The sequence below is a fragment of the Amycolatopsis sp. cmx-4-54 genome, from assembly GCF_046548895.1.
GTDB lineage: Bacteria > Actinomycetota > Actinomycetes > Mycobacteriales > Pseudonocardiaceae > Amycolatopsis.
This window is the reverse complement of the sequence record NZ_JAEBEJ010000016.1, coordinates 105,253-122,497: the sequence shown is the minus strand read 5'-3', so window position 1 is coordinate 122,497 and position 17,245 is coordinate 105,253. Positions and strand designations below refer to the sequence as shown.

The window sequence follows — 17,245 nt, the reverse complement described above, 5'->3', positions numbered from 1 at the left end:
GGTCCTCCCTTTCGGTTCAATCGACCAGCCTGCGCAGGACGGCCGGTGAGACATCGCCCGACCCCGGCCCGAGTGCCCGATGCAGCAGAAGCCCGTCCACCGCCGCGAGAAGGACCGCGGCCGTGCCCTCGGCGTCGGCCACCCCATGTCGCGCCAGCCAGCCGCCGAGCCGGGTACGCAGATCGGCGAGCAGCTCGCGGATGCCTTGGCGCAGGGTGTCGTCGCGGGTCGCGGCGAGGTAGGACTCCGCGAACAGCAACGACATCGGGTCGATGCCGGAGTAGCCACCGACCGACGCCAGCAGCGCGTCGACCGCGTCCGCGGGCGTTTCGACGGTTTCCAGTGCCGGTTCGAAGGCGAGGGCGACTTCGCGCATCGCCCCCAGCACGGCCTCGATCAACAACGCCTGCAGCGAAGGGAAGTGATAGTGCACGACGCTCGGCGTGACACCCGCGCGTTCGGCCAGGATCCGGGTGCTGACCGCGGACCAGCCGAGTTCGGGCACGAGCGCGACGGCCGCTTCGAGCAACCGCCGACGAACGAGCTGGCCGCGCGCCGCGGCCGGGGATCCTGCCACCGGTTCATCTCCTAGGGCGTTCGTCCTGTACGACTGCCCTGATCGTATGCCCGGATTCGGCCATGGCGCAAACCCGGTGGTCAGGCCGCCTTGAGAAGCTCCACCACGCGCTCCGCGGTCGCGACGCTGGACTGCGGGTTCTGTCCGGTGACGAGATTTCCGTCGACGACGACGTCGCTCGACCAGGCGGCCGCCGGAGTGACGATCGCGCCTTGCTCGCGAAGCCGGGTCTCGACGAAGAACAGGCTCTTGTCGCCCAAGCCGCCCTGCCGCTCCTCTTCGTCGCTGAACGACGTCATCGTTCGGCCGGCGAAGGTGAACGAGCCGTCTTCGCCGCGCGCACTGAGCAAGGCGGCGAGTCCGTGGCAGAGCGCGGCGATGGTCTTGCCGCGCGCGTCGGCGTCGTTCAGCAGGGCGCCGAGGTCGGCGTCGTCCACCAGGTCGGTCATCGGACCGTGCCCGCCCGGCAGATAGACGGCGTCGTAGGGGTCGGGGGAGACATCGGAAAGCTTGAGCGGCGCCGAAAGATCGAGTCCTTTGAGGTATTTCGCGAACTTCGCGCCTTCGGCGGGGTCGACGCCGCCGCGTTCGTCGAGGCTGACGGGATCGACGGTCGGGCGGCGTCCGGCCGGGGTCGCGATCTCCACCCGGTGACCCGCCGCGGCGAGCACCCGATGCGATTCGGCGACCTCTTCGGCCCAGAACCCGGTCGGGTGGTCGGTGCCGTCGGTGAGCCTGACGTGGTCGGCGGCCGAGACGATCATGAGGATCCGAGCCATGACTGTTCCTTTCGTTGCTCCGGGGCGATGTGCCCCTTGCCGGCTTCAACCAGGTCTTGCCCGCGCGTACTCCGCCGCAGCGGCTACGATCCATAAGATTTCTTATGGAAGGTGACTTGCATGCCCAACTTGGATCGGCTGGCGACCTTCCTGGCCATCTACCGTCAAGGCTCGCTTTCCGCGGCCGCCGCGGAGCTTGGCCTGACCCAGCCCGCGGTCACCGGGCAGCTGCTCAAGCTCGAGGAGGAGCTCGGCGAGCAGCTGTTCGTCCGGTCACGACAGGGCGCGGCGCCGACCGCCCGCGCGGCCGAACTCGCCGCCAGGATCGGCACCCGCATCGACGAACTGCGGGGCGCGCTGACGGCAGGCGACGACGACGTCCAGTACCGCGAACGGGTGGCGCTGGGCGGTGCGAGCGACGGTATGGCGACACGGTTCCTGCCCGCGCTCGCCCCGCTGACCGAACGCGGGATGCGCATCACCGTAACTCTCGGGCTCGCCGACGAACTCCTGTCCGCGCTCGAAGCCGCGCGCCTGGACCTCGTCGTCTCCTCGGTCCGCCCCCGGCAGCGCGGCATCACCGCCATTCCGCTGATCGACGAGGAATTCGTCCTCGTCGCCGCTCCTGCCCTCGCGCGGAGCGTCGATCCCGCGCTGCTCACCACCGACCCGGTGCCGGCGCTGGCCCATCTGCCCTTGATCTCGTACGCCGACGATCTGCCGATCATCCGCCGCTACTGGCGCAGCGAATTCGGGCGACGGCCGCCGAACCGCGTCAGCATGGTCGTTCCCGACCTCCGCGCGATCCTCGCCGTCGTCGTCGCGGGCGCCGGGGTGAGTGTGCTGCCGCGTTACATCGCCGCCGCCGCGCTCGAAGCGGGCTCGGTCTCGGTCGTGCACACCCCGGTGGTGCCGCCACTGAACACGATCTACCTCGCCCACCGGTCGGGGACGACGCGGCCGGTGGTGACCCTCATCCGCGACAGGCTGCTGGAACGCGCGCGCTCCTGGGGATCGCTCTGAAAGTCCCGACGCGGCAAAAATGACCTCTTTTCGCGTCGGAACGGTCGCGAGGCTTGCTCTTCTCACCGCTTCTTGGAGGAAACATGGTCTCGAAACCCCGCCTCGCACTGGGAATGCTCGTTTTGGCCGCCTTGGCGGGCGGGCTGCTCGCATTGCTCATCTCGCTCGACGTCGGCGCCTTCTGGGCAAAGACGCTGCCGCTCGTCCTGCTGGCGGGCGGGGCGGCGTTCGCCCAATCCCTCGGCCTGTTCAACAAGGCACCGAAGGATTAGGGACCGGTCCCCGCACTCGCCGTTAGCGTCCTGCCCGTGACCGAACTGGGTGCCTACGTCGAACGCTTCGAAACGAATTGCCGCAGGCGTGCGCTCCGGGGTGTGGCCGCGATCGTGCTCGGCACGCCGATCGCGGTCCTCGGTGTCGTCGTGTTCGTGCTGGGCCAAGAGGCCGGAGTTTCCGGCGGCGAGATGATCATCGGCCTCGTCATCGGCTGCGGGCTGGGGCTGGTGCTGATGGGCGCCTGGGGCTGCTGGCACGCGATCAGCAAACGGGGCGAGATCTTCACCTTGTACGAGCAGGGATTCGTGCACACCTGGCGGAAATCGACCACCGTCGTGCCCTGGAGCAGGGTCGAGGTGGCCGTCGACCACGCCAAGAAGAACGCCCTCGCCAAGGCGTTCGGCGGCGATGTCGGCTGCCTCGTCAAACTCACCGACGGCCGGAAGATCCTCATCAACGGGTTCACCGAAGGCGCCGCTTTGCTGGCCCACAACATTTTCGAGGCCGTCGGGCGGCGTCCCGGCTGAGCGCCGAGTCAGACGCGTTGCGGCGCGAAGGTCCGGCGATAGTCCTGTGGGGAGACGCCGACGATCTTGTGGAAATGGTGCCGCAGCAAGGCTCCCGAGCCGAAGCCGCAGCGGCGCGCGACCTCGTCGATGCTCATCGTCGTCGCCTCCAGCAGCGACCTCGCGTGCAGAACCCGTTGTGTCGAAAGCCATCGGTGCGGCGTGGTGCCCGTCTCCGCGACGAACTTGCGCGCGAAGGTGCGCTCGGACATCCGGGCCCGGCGGGCGAGATCGGCGACCGGATGTTCGTGGGCGATGGTGTCGAGCATCCAGGTGAGCACCGGCTGCAGGCTGTCCCCCGTGCACTCCGGGATCGGCACCTCGACGAACTGGCGCTGTCCGCCTTCCCGCTGCGGCGGCACCACCATGCGCCGCGCGATCGCGGTGGCCGCGGCGGAGCCGAGTTCGCGCCGGACCAGATGCAGGCAGGCGTCGATGCCGGCGGCCGTGCCCGCGCTGGTGACGATGTCGCCGTCGTCGACGAAGAGGACGTCCGGATTCAGCTGCGCCTGCGGGAACCGCTTCCGGAACGCCGCGCTGTGGCGCCAGTGGTTCGTGCACCGCCGCCCGTCGAGCAAGCCGGCGGCGCCCAGCACGAACGCGCCCGTGCAGACCGAAAGCAGCGTGGCGCCACGCTGCGAAGCCGCCCGGAGCGCGTCGAGTACCGCAGGCGGATACTCGTCACGTACGTCACAAGCGGGGACGACGACGAGATCCGCGTCCTCCGTCGCTTCGAGCCCGTGTTCGGGGGTCACTTTGACGCCGTGGCCGAGGCTGAGCGCCTCTCCCGCCCGCTCCCCGCACACGCGGAAGTCGAGCAGCGGCACTCCGTCATCGGTGCGGTCGTAGCCGAACACCTCGCAGACGACACCGAACTCGAAGGCGGCGAAATCGTCCAGCAGCACCACGGCGACGCTTTTCAGCATGGCCGGAGCATAGCTGGCAGGATTTTGCCGCACAACGACAGAACTGCCACTTCTGGCAGGATCTCGGGTGGCGCAAACTTACTGCCATGACCGCAATCATTGTCACCCTCGCCCTGATCGCCCTCGTCGGCTACCTCCTGGAGCGCAACCACACGCGCCAGGGACGCCCGGACGCCGCCGGCGGAGACCCGCTCGGCCGACCCTTCTGGAGGGGCGGCGCCCCGGTCTGAACTCCCTCGAAACTGAGGGGTTTGTTGGCCGGTAAACGGCGTTTTCTTCGTCCTCTCCCGTGGAGCGCGGCCGTGCAGGCCGGGTGCTGCCTTCCCCAGAGCCCGTCGCTCCGAGTCCGCGGGCTGCGAGGAAATCCTCGCCAAAGAACCGCAGTTCAGCGTGTCGTGAGCGCCACGTTCCCCGCCGAGAACACTTAGCAGACCCGCATCCGCCGAGGTCAAACCCATAATCACGGGTTTAAACCACTTCGCCCGTATTTTCTGCCGGTTACCAGTTTTCTGGTTAGGGTGCAGTGGTGCAAACGGGTTAACATCGGGCGGAAGGAGAGCGCGCCGCAGGCGGCGCGTCATTGAACATGAGTTCGCAGGACGGTAAACAAGCGGAAGAAGAGGTCGTCGCGGAGACCGCGACCGACCTTGCGCACGCACCGGACACGACGGGTCCGGGCCACCCGCCCGATGAACACGTCCCCCTCGACCTCGCCTCCGAACGACCCGCCGAGACCGACCGGACCGTGTTCGGGGTGGCGGCGGTGCTCGCGCTCGCGATCATCGTCTGGGGCGTGCTGGCCCCGGAAAACCTGGCGAGTGTCGCGTCGACGCTGCTGAACGACGCCGTGATCCCTTACGGCGGTTGGGCTTTCGTGCTGACCGCGAGCGGTTTCGTGCTCTTCGCGGTCTGTCTGGCCATAAGCCGCTACGGCCGGATCCCGCTCGGCGGGGACAAGGAACTGCCCGAATTCCGGACCTCGTCGTGGATCGCGATGATGTTCAGCGCCGGTATGGGCATCGGCCTGATGTTCTTCGGGGTGTACGAACCGGTCTCCCACCTCGCGAGTCCGCCTCCGGGTACCGCGGCCCCGAATTCCGACGAAGCCGTCCACACCGCGATGGCGACGACGTTGTTCCACTGGACCGTGCACCCGTGGGCGATCTACGCGGTCGTCGGTCTCGCGATCGCCTACAGCACCTTCCGCAAGGGCCGCACCCAGCTGATCAGTTCGGTGTTCGCGCCGCTGATCGGCAAGCGGCGCACCGAAGGCCCGCTGGGCAAGGCGATCGACATCATGGCGATCTTCGCCACGCTGTTCGGTTCCGCCGCTTCACTCGGCCTCGGAGCGCTCCAGGTCGGCGGTGGCATGGGCGCCGTCGGCTGGATCGACGACCCTGGCAAGGGCCTGCTGGTCGCGATCATCGCGATCCTCACCATCGCGTTCATCGCTTCGGCGGTTTCCGGTGTGGCCAAGGGCATCCAGTGGCTGTCCAACATCAACATGGTGCTCGCCGCGGTGCTCGCGGTGTTCGTGCTGGTGGTCGGGCCGACCGTGCTGATCCTCAACATCGTGCCGGGCGCCATCGGCGACTACTTCCGCGAGCTGGCGGAGATGTCGGGCCGCACCGGGATGACCGGCGGCGAGGAGATGCAGACCTGGCTCGGCGGCTGGACGGTCTTCTACTGGGCTTGGTGGATCTCGTGGACGCCCTTCGTCGGCATGTTCATCGCGCGGATCTCGCGCGGCCGCACGATCCGGCAGTTCATCTTCGGTGTCATCGCGATCCCGAGCGTCGTGAGCCTGATCTGGTTCGCGATCTTCGGCGGCGCGGCGATCAGCAGGCAGCGAGCGGGGACGGACATCGCGGGCGCGGGCAGTGCCCAGTCGGCGACGTTCGAACTGCTCGAAACGCTGCCGTGGTTCATCCCGATCGCGATTCTGGTGATGATCCTGGTGTCCATTTTCTTCGTCTCCGGTGCGGACGCGGCGTCGGTGGTGATGGGCACCTTGTCCCAGCGCGGCAGCGTGCATCCGAAGAAGACCGTCGTGATCTTCTGGGGTGTGCTGATGGGCGCCGTCGCGGCGGTGATGCTGCTGGTCGGCGGCAACAAGGCGCTGACCGGTCTGCAGAACCTCACGATCCTGATCGCGGTGCCGTTCGTGTTCGTGATGGTCGGGTTGTGCGTCTCGGTCTGGAAGGACCTGCGCAACGACCCGCTGATGAAGCAGGAAGACGCGATGATGTTGTCGCTGAAGGAACTGCACGAGGAACGCACCAACAGCCACGGTGGACGCCGTCGCATCCTCGGCCGTCCGAAACAGCGCACCTGACCTCGTAAGTACATGAAGGCCCCCATCCTTGCGCCTAGGTACAGGATGGGGGCCTTCATGTACTTCAGGCGCGTCCGATGGCGACGAAGGCGCACAACGCGAGGTAGCCGAAGTCCAGCAGTGCGATCATGGGTTCGCGGCGACGCAGGCGCACGACCATCGCGCCCGCCATGACCAATGCAAGCCCGAGGGCTGCCAGCGGCACGAGTTCCGGCGCGATGTCGAGCAGGGCCGGCAGGATCAGGCCCACGGCGCCCAGGATCTCGACCAGCCCGATGAACTTCACCGTGCCGGAGCCGAACTCCAGCACCCATCCCGCGGCCGATCCCGCCTTGGCGATCGTTTCCCTTCGCAGGACAAGTTTCCCTACGCCGGACACGAAATACATGACGGCCAGCAGCCAGGCGACGACCCACAGCGCGGTGTCCATCAGTGCCCCGCGAACTGGCCGGGCGTGTAGTCGCCCGCCGGCTGCCGGGTGATGACGTTCAACCGGTTGAAGGCGTTGATGAGGGCGATCTGGGTCACCAGCGCGACGAGTTGCTCGTCGTCGTAGTGCTTGGCTGCGGCCGCCCAAACCTCGTCGGTGACACCGCTGCCGTCGGCGAGACGGCAACCCTGCTCGGTGAGCTCCAGCGCGGCGCGTTCGGCCTCGGTGAAGACCGTCGCCTCGCGCCAGCACGCGACCAGGTTCAGCCGGGTCGTGGTCTCCCCCGCGTGCGCCGCGTCCTTGGTGTGCATGTCGAGGCAGCCCGAGCAGCCGTTGATCTGGCTGGCCCGGATGTTCACCAGTTCCCTTGCCGCCAAAGGAAGTTCGCTGCCGTCGAGGACCTTCGCGGCCGAAACGAGGTGCTTCACCAGCTTCGGCGCGAGAGCGGTCTTGAGGAATTCGAGCCGTGCCTGCATGGGATTTCTCCTTCTCGTCGGTTCACTTACTTCGACGAGGAGGACTTCCGAGAGGTAACACCCATGGCCGCGAGGCGACGCGGGTCACTCACGGAATCGATTTCGACGATGCGGCCGTCGACGATGGTGCAGGACATCACGCCCAGCAGCTTGCCGGTCCGGCTCCACGACACGATCCCCGGTTTGCCGCCGACGAGCGCGGGACGTGTGGTGACGACGGCGCGCGCCCCGCGTTGGACCCGGGTGGCGACCTCGGCCGCGCCGAGCCGCACGACCTCGCCGTGCCGGCTCCGCGAGCGCCATGTCACGTCGGGGTCGAGCATCTCGACCAACCCTTCGAAGTCGCCTTCGCGCGCGGCCGCGAGGAACGCCTCGACGACCGCGTGCTGCCGGGGTTCGTCGGCGGGGCGCTGTCCCCGGACTTTCCGGCGGGCCCGGCTGGCGAGCATCTTGGCCGCGGCCGCGGATTTGCCGAGGATCTCGCCGACCTCGGTGAACGGGACCCCGAACAGGTCGTGCAGTACGAAGGCCAGCCGCTCCGCCGGGCCGAGGGTGTCGAGCACCACGACCAGCGCCACCCCGACCGACTCGGCGAGCAGCGCGTCCTCTTCCGGCGAGTCCTCCAGCACCAGCAGTTCGGGCGGCTCGTCGTAGGAATCCTCGGGGCGGGTCTTGCGGGAACGCAGGACGTCGATGCAGACGCGGCCGACGACCGTGGTCAGCCAGCCGGAGAGGTTGTCGATCGCGTCGGCGTCCTGGCGGGCCAGCCGCAGCCAGGCCTCCTGGACGGCGTCCTCGGCGTCCGCGCGCGAGCCGAGCATCCGCTGGGCCACGGCCACCAGACGCCCGCGCTGCTCCTCGAACGCGCTGGCCAGGGCTTCGCCGGTCATGTCGATACCTTTCTCGCGCCGAACCCGTCATGGACATGACGAGCGCGACGCGAGAAAGGTAACCGACAGCCGGCTCAGACGTCCCGGATCGGCGTCTTCACGGTCTTCTTCATGCCGGGGTTCTTCGTCTCCGGCTTCTTCTGCGGTTCCGGCTCCGCGGTCGAGCCGCCGATACCGGAGTCGATCGCCGCCGTGACGATCAGGTTCCGCTCGTCGGACGAGATGACCTCGCCGTCGAGAAGCTCCTGCGTCACCGCCCGCACGTAGGTCACGAACTGCTCGTTCGACGCGTAGTCCGACTCGTCGTCGATCACGTCGTTGATCGTGCAGCCGTTGCCAGTGTCGCGGTTCTCGACCTGGCTGTCCGCCGTGCCGAGGATCACGGTGTCCCGGACGTCGGAGTCCGGGCACGCGTCCGGGCCCGGCGGCGCGGCGACGATGGTGAACGCGCCGCCCTGTTCCGCCGAGACGTTGCCCGCCTTGTCCGACGCGCGGTAGGTCAGCGTGTGCGTGCCGAGCTCGGTCACCTTCACCGGCGCGGTGTAGACCGTCCAGGCCCCACCGTCCAGTTTGTACTCGATCTTGTCCACACCGGACCCGGTGTCCGTCGCGGTCAGGTTGATCGTGGCGTCCTCGATGTAGGACCAGCTTCCGTCCAGATCACCGCTGACCACCACCGAAACGGCGGGGGCGGTGCTGTCGTCGCCTTCGACGATGGTGAACGCCGCCGTGCCTTCCGCCGAGACGTTGCCCGCCTTGTCGGTGGCGCGGTACTTCACCGTGTGCGCGCCGACGACGGTGAGCGCGAGCGGCGCCGAGTACGTCAGCCACGGGCCACCGTTCAGCTGGTACTCGACCTTGCCGACACCTGAACCGGCGTCGGTCGCCGTGAGGGTCACCGTCGCCTTGCCGACGTAGTTCCCGGCCGTGTCCTTGGTCCCGGTCACCTCGGAAGTCACCGTCGGCGCGGTGGTGTCACTGCTGACGATGGTGAAGTGCGCCATGCCCTCCGGCGAGACGTTGCCCGCCTTGTCCGAAGCGCGGTACGAGACCATGTGCATCCCCGGCGCGGAGACCGCGACCGGAGCGGTGTACGCCGTCCACGCGCCTTCGTCCACTTTGTACTCGACCTTGTCGACGCCGGTGCCCGCGTCGGTCGCGGTGAGCTTCACGGTGGCGGTGTCGAGGTAGTTGCCCGCGGTGTCCTTGGTCCCCGTCACCTCGGCCGTCACCGTCGGCGGTGTTTTGTCTCCTGGGTCGCCCGTGACGACGGTGAACGACGACATCCCTTCCGGCGAAACGTTCCCGGCCTTGTCGGAAGCGCGGTAGTGGACCATGTGCGACCCGGCCGTCGAGACCGCCACGGGTGCCGTGTACGCGGTCCACGCGCCGCCGTCGAGCTGGTACTCGACCTTGTCCACACCGGACTGGCTGTCCGACGCGGACAGGTTCACCGTCGCGGAACCGACGTAGTTCCCGGCGGTGTCCTTGGTGCCGGTCACGTTCGCGGTCACGGTCGGCGGCGTGGTGTCGGGGGTCGGCTCGCCGGTGACGACGAACTCGCCCATCATCTTGGTGTGGCCCTGGATCGTGCAGTAGTACCGGTACTTGCCCGGGGTCAGCGTGACCGTGGCCTCGTGCACGCCGTTCTTGTCGTCGTAGGGGTTGGCGACGATGTTCAGGGTGACGTCGTGGTTGTAGCCCGGCGTCGACGTGTCGAACGTCAGCGTGTGCGACATCGTCGAACCGAGCTCTTCGGTGTTCTTGAAGACGATCGTGGTCTCACCCGCCACCGCGGTGGACGGTGCGCTGAGGTAGTGGTCGGTGCTGTCGCCCGCGGTCCATTCCAGGGTCTGGACGGGGGCGGCGGAGGCGGGAGCGGACGAGCCCGGAAGCACCAGGCCCGCCAGTGCGAGCGTCGCGGCCACCAGGGCCACGACGAGGGTTCTTGGGGACATCGCAGGGAAACCTTCCGTACAAGGGAGACCGGCCGGGCACGCGAAGCCGCGCGCCCGGCCGGCTTTCGCGCTACAGCTGCCGCACCCGGATGTTGCGGAACTCCATCAGGTCGTTGTCACCGTGGTTCTGCAGACCGATGAACCCGCTGACGAACTGCCGGAAGTCGGTCGACGGGTCGCCCGCCCGCGACGAGTTGATCCCCGGCGCGTTCTCGAACTCGTTGATCACGACACCGTTGCGGATGATCGTGTACTTCTGCCCGACGACCTTGACCTCGTACTCGTTCCAGGTCCCCTTCGGCTTCACACCCGCCTGGTCCAGCGGCCGCGGGTCGAAGTTGTAGATCGACCCGGTCTTCTGCGGCTCACCGGTGGCCCCGTCGTACAACTGGACCTCGTGACCGCAGTAGATCGCGACCCAGGCCTGCGACGTCCTCGCCGAGCCGACGGTGCCGCAGCTGCCCGGCGGACGCTGCTCCAGCGGGGTGCGCGGATCCGGGAACCGGACGAACACACCGCTGTTGGCACTGCCGGTCGGGGCGATGTCCTTGAACTGCAGCTTCACCGAGAAGTTGCCGAACTGCCGTGCCGAGTACCACAGCATCCCCAGCCCGCCCGACGGTCGCAGTGACCCGTCCGGCTGGATGGCGAACTGCCCGGACGGCGCCTGCGACCAGTTGCGGAACGATTCGGGCGTGCCGTCGTAGATCGCGTCGTAGCCGGTGACGCCCTTGTTGCCGATGGGCGACGCGGCGGCCGCGGCGTTGATCTTGTCCGACTCGGCCGCGTTCAGCACGCCGAGGTCGCCAAGCCGGTCCACGGCCTGGGTGACGTGGTTGACGAAACCGGCGTGGGAGGTCCACGTGCTGTCGTCGTCGATCATGTCGTCGACCGTGCAGCCGCCACCGGCGTTGCGGTTGGTCACCCCGGTGTCGGTGTCGCCGATCGTCACCGTGGCGCTGGAATCCGCCACGAGACAGCCGACGCTCACCGAGTTCCGCGTGGTCACCGTCTCACCGTTCGCGTAGGTCACGGTCAGCTTGGCGGTGTACAGACCCGTGCGCGGGTAGGTGTGGCGCGGGTCGGGCTGCGTCGAGATCGTGCCGTCGCCGAACTCCCACTTGTAGGAGACGCCGCCGGACTTCGACCCGGTGAAGGCCGCGGTGAGCGGCTTGTTCTGCACCATGGTCGACGACGCCGCCGCGGACGGGGTGGCCTCACCGCCGGTGTAGCTGATCTTCAGCAGCTTCTGGTTGTTGGTCAGGGTGAAGAAGCCGCCGCCGTAGTCGAGCGCGTACAGCGCGCCGTCCGGCCCGAACTTGGCGTCCATCCACTGGTTCAGCTTGGTGTCGCCACCGCCGGTCGGGATGATCTGCCGCACGGTCTCGGCGAACACCGGCGGATCCTGCTTCGCGACACCGCTCGGGTCGAGGGTGACCGCGATCCGGTTCTGCCCGTTGCTCTGGTCACCGATGAACCACTTGTCGTTCCAGTACGACGGCCACGCCACCCCGCTGTTGGTGTTGACCAGCTCGCGGTGATACGTCGGCCCGGTCATGACCGCCTGGCCGCCGCCCTTGAGGTAGGGCTGCGTGTAGGTGGCCTCGGCCGCGTTGTACGTCGGGACGGAGCTGTTGGGCCGGTTGGGGAACACCGGGCCACCGCCGTCCGGCGCGTACCAGATCATGTTCTTCTTGATCGGCGGCAGGTTCACCAGGCCGGTGTTGCGCGGCGAGGTGTTGACCGGGTTGTCGCAGTCGTACCAGCCGGTGAGGACCGCGGCGTCGGTGCTGCTGCGGTCGCGGTACGGCTGCTTGTTGCCCATGCAGTACGGCCAGCCGTGGTTGCCCGCCTCGGTGATGACCGTGGCGGTCTCGTACTTGGCCGGGCCGAGTTCCGGGCTCGGCGAGGACGCGTCCGGGCCGACCCACGCGGCGGTCAGCCAGTTGGTCTTCTTGTCGACTTGCAGACGCGAGATGTTCCGCACGCCCATCACGTAGATCTCGGGCCTGGTCTTGTTCCCTGGGTCGTTGGCTTCGGGGAACAGGTTGCCCGCCGGGTTGGTGTACGTACCGTCGGCCTCGGGGTGGATCCGCAGGATCTTGCCGTTGAGGTCGTTGGTGTTACCGGCGGTGCGGCGCGCGTCCTGGAACGAGACGCCCTTGTAGTCCTGGGTCCAGTTGTTGCCGGAGTACCCGTTGGAGCCCTGCGACGAGTTGCTGTCACCGGAACCGATGTAGAGGTTCCCGTCCTTGTCGAAGTCCATCCCACCGCCGGCGTGGCAGCAGCTGTGGACCTGGACGTCCCACGACAGCAAGTCCTTGCGGGTCGCCTGGTCCAGCGTCTGGTTCTTCAGGTCGTAGGTGAACCGCGAGACCGTGCGCTTGCCGATCCGCTTGTCGATATCGACCGACGCGTGCGGCATCCAGTAGGCGTACATGAAGCCGTTCTCGCTGAACTTCGGGTCCAGCACGAGACCGAGGAGGCCTTCCTCGTTCTTGACCAGTTCGTCACCGCTGCCGCGGTTGCCCATCACCTTCAGCGTGGTGAGCAGCTTCGGCTTCTTGGTGACCGGATCCCACTGGTGGATCGTGCCGCAACCGGCGCCGATCTCGGGGTTGGTCCAGTCGTTCGGCGCGGGCACGACGTTGCCGGCACAGGCCGCGCGGCCGATGTAGAAGACCCGGCCGTTCGGCGCGATGGTGAGCCCGTGCGGCTCGCCCATCTGGTCCAGCTGGCCGGGCTGGTTGATCCCGGTCAGGCGTTCGACCTTGTAGTTGGCCGCGATGCCCGCCTTGCAGTCACCGCGCACCATGCCGGTGGTCCACTTCAGCGCGCCGAGGATGTGGCTGCGGAACTGGGCTTCACCGTAGCTCGCCTCGGTCCGGCCCATGCCGCTGTAGAAGGAGCGGCCGCCGTCGTAGTCACGGCACCACGAGATCGGGTGGAAGGCGCCGTTCGCGCCGACCCCCGGCTTGTAGGTCGATTCCTCGACCTGCGCGACCGTGTGCACGGTGCCGACCGGGTTGACCTCCCAGTTGAGCCACCGGTCGGTGCGGACCCACTTCTGCGGCAGTCCCGCGGTGGCGGGGTTCGCCTTGTCGAGGACGTCGACCGTGGCCTCGGCCGGCGGGCTCTCCGGCGGCGGCGGGGTGGTCGAGTTGTCCTTGTACAGCTTGAAATCGGCCAGCTGGATGAGCGGGTCACCCGCGTTGGCGGTGATGTTCAGCCGGTAGTTCGCGTACGCCGTGGTGTTGGCGAAGGTGAACTTGCGGCTCACGAACCGGTCGGCGAACGTCTCGTTGGTACGGGTGTCCAGATCCGTCCACGTGGTCCCGTCGTTGGAACCCTGCAGGGTCCAGCTCTTGGGGTCACGCCCGGGGAAGTCGTTCGCCGACACGAGGTCGTAGCTGCTGACCGCGACCGGGGCGGCCATCTTGTAGGCGACCCAGCCGGTCGGGGAGAAGGCCAGCCACTTGGTGTTCTCGTTGTTGTCGGCGAGCTTTTCCTTGCTCTCGTTGGGCGCGTTCTCCGCGCTCGCGGTGACCGAGGCGACCGCCTCCGGCGTGGGACGTGCCCCCACCGGACGGGCGCCGATCAGCCCGGAGAACCACTGCGAGCCGTCCTGCGCCCGTGCGGCGTCGGACAGGCCGAGGAAGCCGCCGCCCGCCTTCATGTAGTTCTGCAGCGAGGTTTCCTGGTCGCGGTTGAGCGTGATGCCCTGTGCGGAAAGGAAGACGACGCCGCGGTACTTGGCGAGGTTGGCCTGCGTGAACACCGCGGGGTCCGAAGAGGACGAAACGGAGATGCCGTTCGCCTGGCCGAGGCTCGCGATCGCGTCCGTGGCGCGCAGGACGGGGTCCTTCTGGTCCGCGGCGGTGCCGTGGAAGACCAGGACGTTGATCGGGACGTTCGTCGCGGCTTCGGCGGTCACCGGTGCGATGGCCAGCGGAAGCCCGGAGGTGACGACGGCGCCGACCGCGAGTGCGGCCAAGGACCGTCTGCGGAGCCGACGTTGCGAAAAGATTCGTCTCAAGTTCTCGCTCCTTTCGAAGACTAGTGGTGGTGGGCCGAAGCGCCGGTGGCGTCCGGAGTGGACGTCGGGTGGTGGTGGCCCTTGAAGCGGTCGATCGCCTCCTGGGCGCCCGCGGGCATCCCGCCGTCGGCGTTGCGGACCAGGAACACCCCGGACATGCCGTCGTCCGAGTGCTGCTGGACGTGGCAGTGGTACATCCACGCGCCCGGCCCGACGCCGTCACCGGCGATCACCTGGAACCCGAAGGAGTTGCCGGGGTCCAGGGTCTTGTTGTCGAGGATCGGGGCGTTGTCGGTCGCGCTGGTGAGCATGCCGGTGCGGGTGTCCGCCCAGCGGTGCGCGTGCAGGTGGAAGGTGTGCATCAGGTTGCCGTGCCCGATGCAGATGAACTCGACGCGTTCGCCGAGGTTCGCCTCGAAGATCGGCGTGTTCGGAGCGACCTGGTGGTTGACCCACATTTCGGTGAACACCACGGTGAACTGCTTGCTGGGCAGCAGATCCCCGCGTTTACGCACGATCAGGCCGCCGTAGAGGCCCTTCATCAGGCCCACGGTGCCGTGGTCGCCGCCGAACGCGTGGTCGTGGTAGTGCCAGTACCCCGCGCTGCCGGGCATCCAGAAACCGTTGGCCGCCTGGTACGCCGTCCGGGTCCGCCAGGTGTAGGTCTTGGTCTCGTACGGTTTGTTGAAGGAATCGTTGAACGGCGAACCGTCCGACTTGGTGTCGTAGTTGACGCCGTGCGGGTGGATCGAGAGCCGCTGGTCGGTGTTGTTGACCAGCTCGATCACCAGCGTGTCACCCTCGTAGCACTCCAGGAGCGGCCCGGGGATCGTCGGTTTCCCGGGCTCCAGCCCGTAACCGACCCGGGTCGAACCGGGAACGTAGTCGGCGTAGATGGTGATGTGGCGGGTCATCCCGGCCGCGGCGGCCGGTGCCGAACCCGCGCTCGCCGACACCACGACCGGGGCGATGACCCCGGCCGCGGTGCCCGCGAGCATCGATCTGCGGGACAGCCCGCGTTTCTGCTTGTCCATTGTGGATTCCCCAGCTAGAAGCGGACGTTGCGGAGATAGGTGAATCCGGTCTGGGCGGTGCTCAGGGGATCCGTGGGGTTGTCGTGCTCGACGATGTACTCGGCGAGGTGGGGACGGGTGTGGGAGAAGATGCGGGCGAAGTCGATGACGCCCTTGCCGGGGTCGACCATCTCGCCCGCCGCGGTCCGGTCCTTGACGTGGTACTGCACCACCCGCGGGCAGTGCCGCCGGTACAGCGAAACCGGGTCCATCCCGCCTTCCACCGCCCAGAACAGGTCGATCTCCAGGTGCACGTAACGCGGGTTCGTGTTCCTGGTGAGCACGTCGTACGGGCGCACGCCGCCGATGGGCGCGAACTCGTGCGCGTGGTTGTGGTAGCCCAGCGGGATACCGGCCTGGCGGAACTTGCGTGCCGCCGTGTCCATCCGGCCGGCGAACTGCTTCCAGCCGTCGATGGTGTCGAAGTTCGCCCACGGCACGTTGGCGCGGGTGTTCCCGAGGATCTTCGCGTCCGCGATGGTCTTGTCGAGGTCACCGTCGATGCCGACGTGCGTGGACGTCGCCTTGATGTGGTTCTTGTCCAGCAGCCCGCGGAACTCCTGCGCCGTACGGCCGTAGGTGCCCGCCAGTTCGACCTTCCGGTAGCCGATGTCCGCCAGCGCGGACAGGGTTCCCGGGAGATCGGCCTGCAGCGCGGTGCGCAGGGAGTAGAGCTGGATGCTGATCTTCTCCACCGGGACCCGGCCTCGACCGTGATGGCCGTGTCCCTGGGTCTCCGCCTCGGTTGCCGCACTGGCCACGCTCGGCAGGGCTACCGCCGCGCCCACCGCGGCCGCCGCCGTCGCCGCGCCGCGCAGCAGCGTCCGTCGAGAGTGGAACCGCTCAGCTTCTTCACCGCACATGAAACCGCCCTCACTTCTGGTTGCTGAAAGCCGCGTCGAAGGCCGCCGACGGCTTGTCGAACAGGAGCCCCCGCAGAAAGGTCACGGCCTCCGCCGCGCCCCGGAGCCGGTCCATGCCGGCGTCCTCCCACTCCACCGAGATCGGACCGGCGTAGCCGATCGAATTCAGTGCGCGGAAGCAGTCCTCCCAGGGCACGTCGCCGTGCCCGGTCGAAACGAAGTCCCAGCCGCGTCGGGGATCTCCCCAGGGGAGATGCGAGCCGAGCCGTCCGTTCCGTCCGTCGAACCGCTTCCTGGTGTCCTTGCAGTCCACGTGGTAGATCCGGTCGGCGAAGTCGAGGATGAAGCCGACCGGGTCGAGGTCCTGCCAGATGAAATGCGAAGGATCCCAATTCAGCCCGAATGCCGGACGGTCGCCGACAGCTTCGAGCGCTCGTTTCGTCGTCCAGTAGTCGTAAGCGATCTCCGATGGGTGGACCTCGTGGGCGAACCGCACGCCCACCTCGTCGAAGACGTCGAGGATCGGGTTCCACCGGTCGGCGAAGTCCTGGTAGCCCTCGTCGATGACCGCCTGCGAAACCGGCGGGAACATCGCGACGTACTTCCAGGTCTTCGAACCGGTGAACCCGACTACCGTGTCCACGCCGAGTTTCGCCGCCGCGCGGGCGGTGTCGGCCATCTCGTTCGCCGCCCGCTGACGGACGCCTTCAGGCTCACCGTCGCCCCACACCCTGGACGGGATGATGGCCTGGTGACGTTCGTCGATGGGGTCGTCACAGATGGCCTGCCCGACGAGGTGGTTGGAGATGGCCCACACCTTGAGGCCGTGCTCGGCGAGCAGCTTGAGACGGCCGGGGATGTAGTCCTCTTCGGACAGTGCGCGATCGACCTCGAAGTGGTCGCCGGAACACGCGATCTCGAGGCCGTCGTAGCCCCATTCGCTCGCGAGCCTGCACACCTCGGTGAACGGGAGATCCGCCCACTGGCCGGTGAACAAAGTGATCGGACGGCTCATCAAGACTCCTTTTTTGCCTTGT

16 protein-coding genes are annotated in these 17,245 nt (G+C 67.7%); 5 read left to right on the top strand and 11 right to left on the bottom strand.

The window, feature by feature from the left end; translation table 11 throughout:
- Positions 1-16: 16 nt before the first annotated feature.
- Both ACLJQ7_RS37690 and ACLJQ7_RS37685 read right to left on the bottom strand, forming a co-directional pair.
- On the bottom strand, positions 17-577 hold the full coding sequence (locus ACLJQ7_RS37690) for a TetR/AcrR family transcriptional regulator (protein ID WP_410652962.1): 561 nt from the start codon (positions 575-577) through the stop codon (positions 17-19).
- A gap of 80 nt (positions 578-657) precedes the next feature.
- Complete coding sequence (locus ACLJQ7_RS37685) at positions 658-1,356, bottom strand: type 1 glutamine amidotransferase domain-containing protein (RefSeq protein WP_410652961.1); 699 nt, start codon at positions 1,354-1,356, stop codon at positions 658-660.
- Positions 1,357-1,476: 120 nt separating this feature from the next.
- Here ACLJQ7_RS37685 and ACLJQ7_RS37680 point away from each other — a divergent pair, with 120 nt between their 5' ends.
- The 3 genes from ACLJQ7_RS37680 (at position 1,477) to ACLJQ7_RS37670 (ending at position 3,182) form a co-directional block, all read left to right on the top strand.
- Entirely contained in the window at positions 1,477-2,379 is a 903-nt protein-coding gene (locus ACLJQ7_RS37680; RefSeq protein WP_410652960.1) for a LysR family transcriptional regulator, read from the top strand.
- A gap of 83 nt (positions 2,380-2,462) precedes the next feature.
- On the top strand, positions 2,463-2,651 hold the full coding sequence (locus ACLJQ7_RS37675) for a hypothetical protein (protein WP_410652959.1): 189 nt from the start codon (positions 2,463-2,465) through the stop codon (positions 2,649-2,651).
- A gap of 36 nt (positions 2,652-2,687) precedes the next feature.
- Entirely contained in the window at positions 2,688-3,182 is a 495-nt protein-coding gene (locus ACLJQ7_RS37670) for a hypothetical protein (RefSeq protein WP_410652958.1), read from the top strand.
- 8 nt (positions 3,183-3,190) lie between these two features.
- Here the strand turns inward: ACLJQ7_RS37670 and ACLJQ7_RS37665 are convergent, their stop codons facing one another.
- The gene (locus ACLJQ7_RS37665; RefSeq protein ID WP_410652957.1) at positions 3,191-4,147 is read right to left on the bottom strand and encodes a GlxA family transcriptional regulator; all 957 of its coding nucleotides are present in this window, start codon (positions 4,145-4,147) and stop codon (positions 3,191-3,193) included.
- A gap of 86 nt (positions 4,148-4,233) precedes the next feature.
- Here ACLJQ7_RS37665 and ACLJQ7_RS37660 point away from each other — a divergent pair, with 86 nt between their 5' ends.
- On the top strand, positions 4,234-4,377 hold the full coding sequence (locus ACLJQ7_RS37660; RefSeq protein ID WP_410652956.1) for a hypothetical protein: 144 nt from the start codon (positions 4,234-4,236) through the stop codon (positions 4,375-4,377).
- 356 nt (positions 4,378-4,733) lie between these two features.
- Complete coding sequence (locus ACLJQ7_RS37655) at positions 4,734-6,482, top strand: BCCT family transporter (RefSeq protein ID WP_410652955.1); 1,749 nt, start codon at positions 4,734-4,736, stop codon at positions 6,480-6,482.
- A 64-nt stretch (positions 6,483-6,546) separates the two neighbouring features.
- On the opposite strand, the gene ACLJQ7_RS37650 is transcribed toward ACLJQ7_RS37655, so the two are convergent.
- The 8 genes from ACLJQ7_RS37650 to ACLJQ7_RS37615 form a co-directional block, all read right to left on the bottom strand.
- On the bottom strand, positions 6,547-6,912 hold the full coding sequence (locus tag ACLJQ7_RS37650) for a DoxX family protein (protein ID WP_410652954.1): 366 nt from the start codon (positions 6,910-6,912) through the stop codon (positions 6,547-6,549).
- Entirely contained in the window at positions 6,912-7,388 is a 477-nt protein-coding gene (locus ACLJQ7_RS37645) for a carboxymuconolactone decarboxylase family protein (RefSeq protein WP_410652953.1), read from the bottom strand. Before ACLJQ7_RS37645 ends, ACLJQ7_RS37650 begins: the two co-directional genes overlap by 1 nt.
- 26 nt (positions 7,389-7,414) lie before the next feature.
- Entirely contained in the window at positions 7,415-8,278 is an 864-nt protein-coding gene (locus ACLJQ7_RS37640) for a sigma-70 family RNA polymerase sigma factor (protein ID WP_410652952.1), read from the bottom strand.
- Positions 8,279-8,352: 74 nt separating this feature from the next.
- The gene (locus ACLJQ7_RS37635) at positions 8,353-10,236 is read right to left on the bottom strand and encodes an OmpL47-type beta-barrel domain-containing protein (protein ID WP_410652950.1); all 1,884 of its coding nucleotides are present in this window, start codon (positions 10,234-10,236) and stop codon (positions 8,353-8,355) included.
- 70 nt (positions 10,237-10,306) lie between these two features.
- On the bottom strand, positions 10,307-14,272 hold the full coding sequence (locus ACLJQ7_RS37630) for a ThuA domain-containing protein (RefSeq protein ID WP_410652949.1): 3,966 nt from the start codon (positions 14,270-14,272) through the stop codon (positions 10,307-10,309).
- Positions 14,273-14,292: 20 nt separating this feature from the next.
- Positions 14,293-15,306, bottom strand: coding sequence for a multicopper oxidase domain-containing protein (locus ACLJQ7_RS37625; RefSeq protein WP_410652948.1), 1,014 nt, complete (start codon positions 15,304-15,306; stop codon positions 14,293-14,295).
- Positions 15,307-15,320: 14 nt separating this feature from the next.
- Positions 15,321-16,208 carry a sugar phosphate isomerase/epimerase family protein gene (locus tag ACLJQ7_RS37620; protein WP_410652947.1) on the bottom strand — a complete coding sequence of 296 codons (888 nt, stop codon included), beginning with the start codon at positions 16,206-16,208 and terminating at the stop codon, positions 15,321-15,323.
- Positions 16,209-16,218: 10 nt separating this feature from the next.
- Entirely contained in the window at positions 16,219-17,223 is a 1,005-nt protein-coding gene (locus ACLJQ7_RS37615; protein WP_410652946.1) for a sugar phosphate isomerase/epimerase family protein, read from the bottom strand.
- Between the last annotated feature and the right edge of the window lie 22 nt (positions 17,224-17,245).

Excerpts from the sequence above, each read along its gene's own strand:
- ACLJQ7_RS37625 (WP_410652948.1), bottom strand. The coding sequence starts at position 15,306 with ATGGACAAGCAGAAACGCGGGCTGTCCCGCAGATCGATGCTCGCGGGC.
- ACLJQ7_RS37660 (WP_410652956.1), top strand. The coding sequence starts at position 4,234 with ATGACCGCAATCATTGTCACCCTCGCCCTGATCGCCCTCGTCGGCTAC.
- ACLJQ7_RS37650 (WP_410652954.1), bottom strand. The coding sequence starts at position 6,912 with ATGGACACCGCGCTGTGGGTCGTCGCCTGGCTGCTGGCCGTCATGTAT.
- ACLJQ7_RS37620 (WP_410652947.1), bottom strand. The coding sequence starts at position 16,208 with ATGTGCGGTGAAGAAGCTGAGCGGTTCCACTCTCGACGGACGCTGCTG.
- ACLJQ7_RS37655 (WP_410652955.1), top strand. The coding sequence starts at position 4,734 with ATGAGTTCGCAGGACGGTAAACAAGCGGAAGAAGAGGTCGTCGCGGAG.
- ACLJQ7_RS37640 (WP_410652952.1), bottom strand. The coding sequence starts at position 8,278 with ATGACCGGCGAAGCCCTGGCCAGCGCGTTCGAGGAGCAGCGCGGGCGT.
- ACLJQ7_RS37665 (WP_410652957.1), bottom strand. The coding sequence starts at position 4,147 with ATGCTGAAAAGCGTCGCCGTGGTGCTGCTGGACGATTTCGCCGCCTTC.
- ACLJQ7_RS37645 (WP_410652953.1), bottom strand. The coding sequence starts at position 7,388 with ATGCAGGCACGGCTCGAATTCCTCAAGACCGCTCTCGCGCCGAAGCTG.
- ACLJQ7_RS37615 (WP_410652946.1), bottom strand. The coding sequence starts at position 17,223 with ATGAGCCGTCCGATCACTTTGTTCACCGGCCAGTGGGCGGATCTCCCG.
- ACLJQ7_RS37635 (WP_410652950.1), bottom strand. The coding sequence starts at position 10,236 with ATGTCCCCAAGAACCCTCGTCGTGGCCCTGGTGGCCGCGACGCTCGCA.
- ACLJQ7_RS37685 (WP_410652961.1), bottom strand. The coding sequence starts at position 1,356 with ATGGCTCGGATCCTCATGATCGTCTCGGCCGCCGACCACGTCAGGCTC.
- ACLJQ7_RS37675 (WP_410652959.1), top strand. The coding sequence starts at position 2,463 with ATGGTCTCGAAACCCCGCCTCGCACTGGGAATGCTCGTTTTGGCCGCC.
- ACLJQ7_RS37680 (WP_410652960.1), top strand. The coding sequence starts at position 1,477 with ATGCCCAACTTGGATCGGCTGGCGACCTTCCTGGCCATCTACCGTCAA.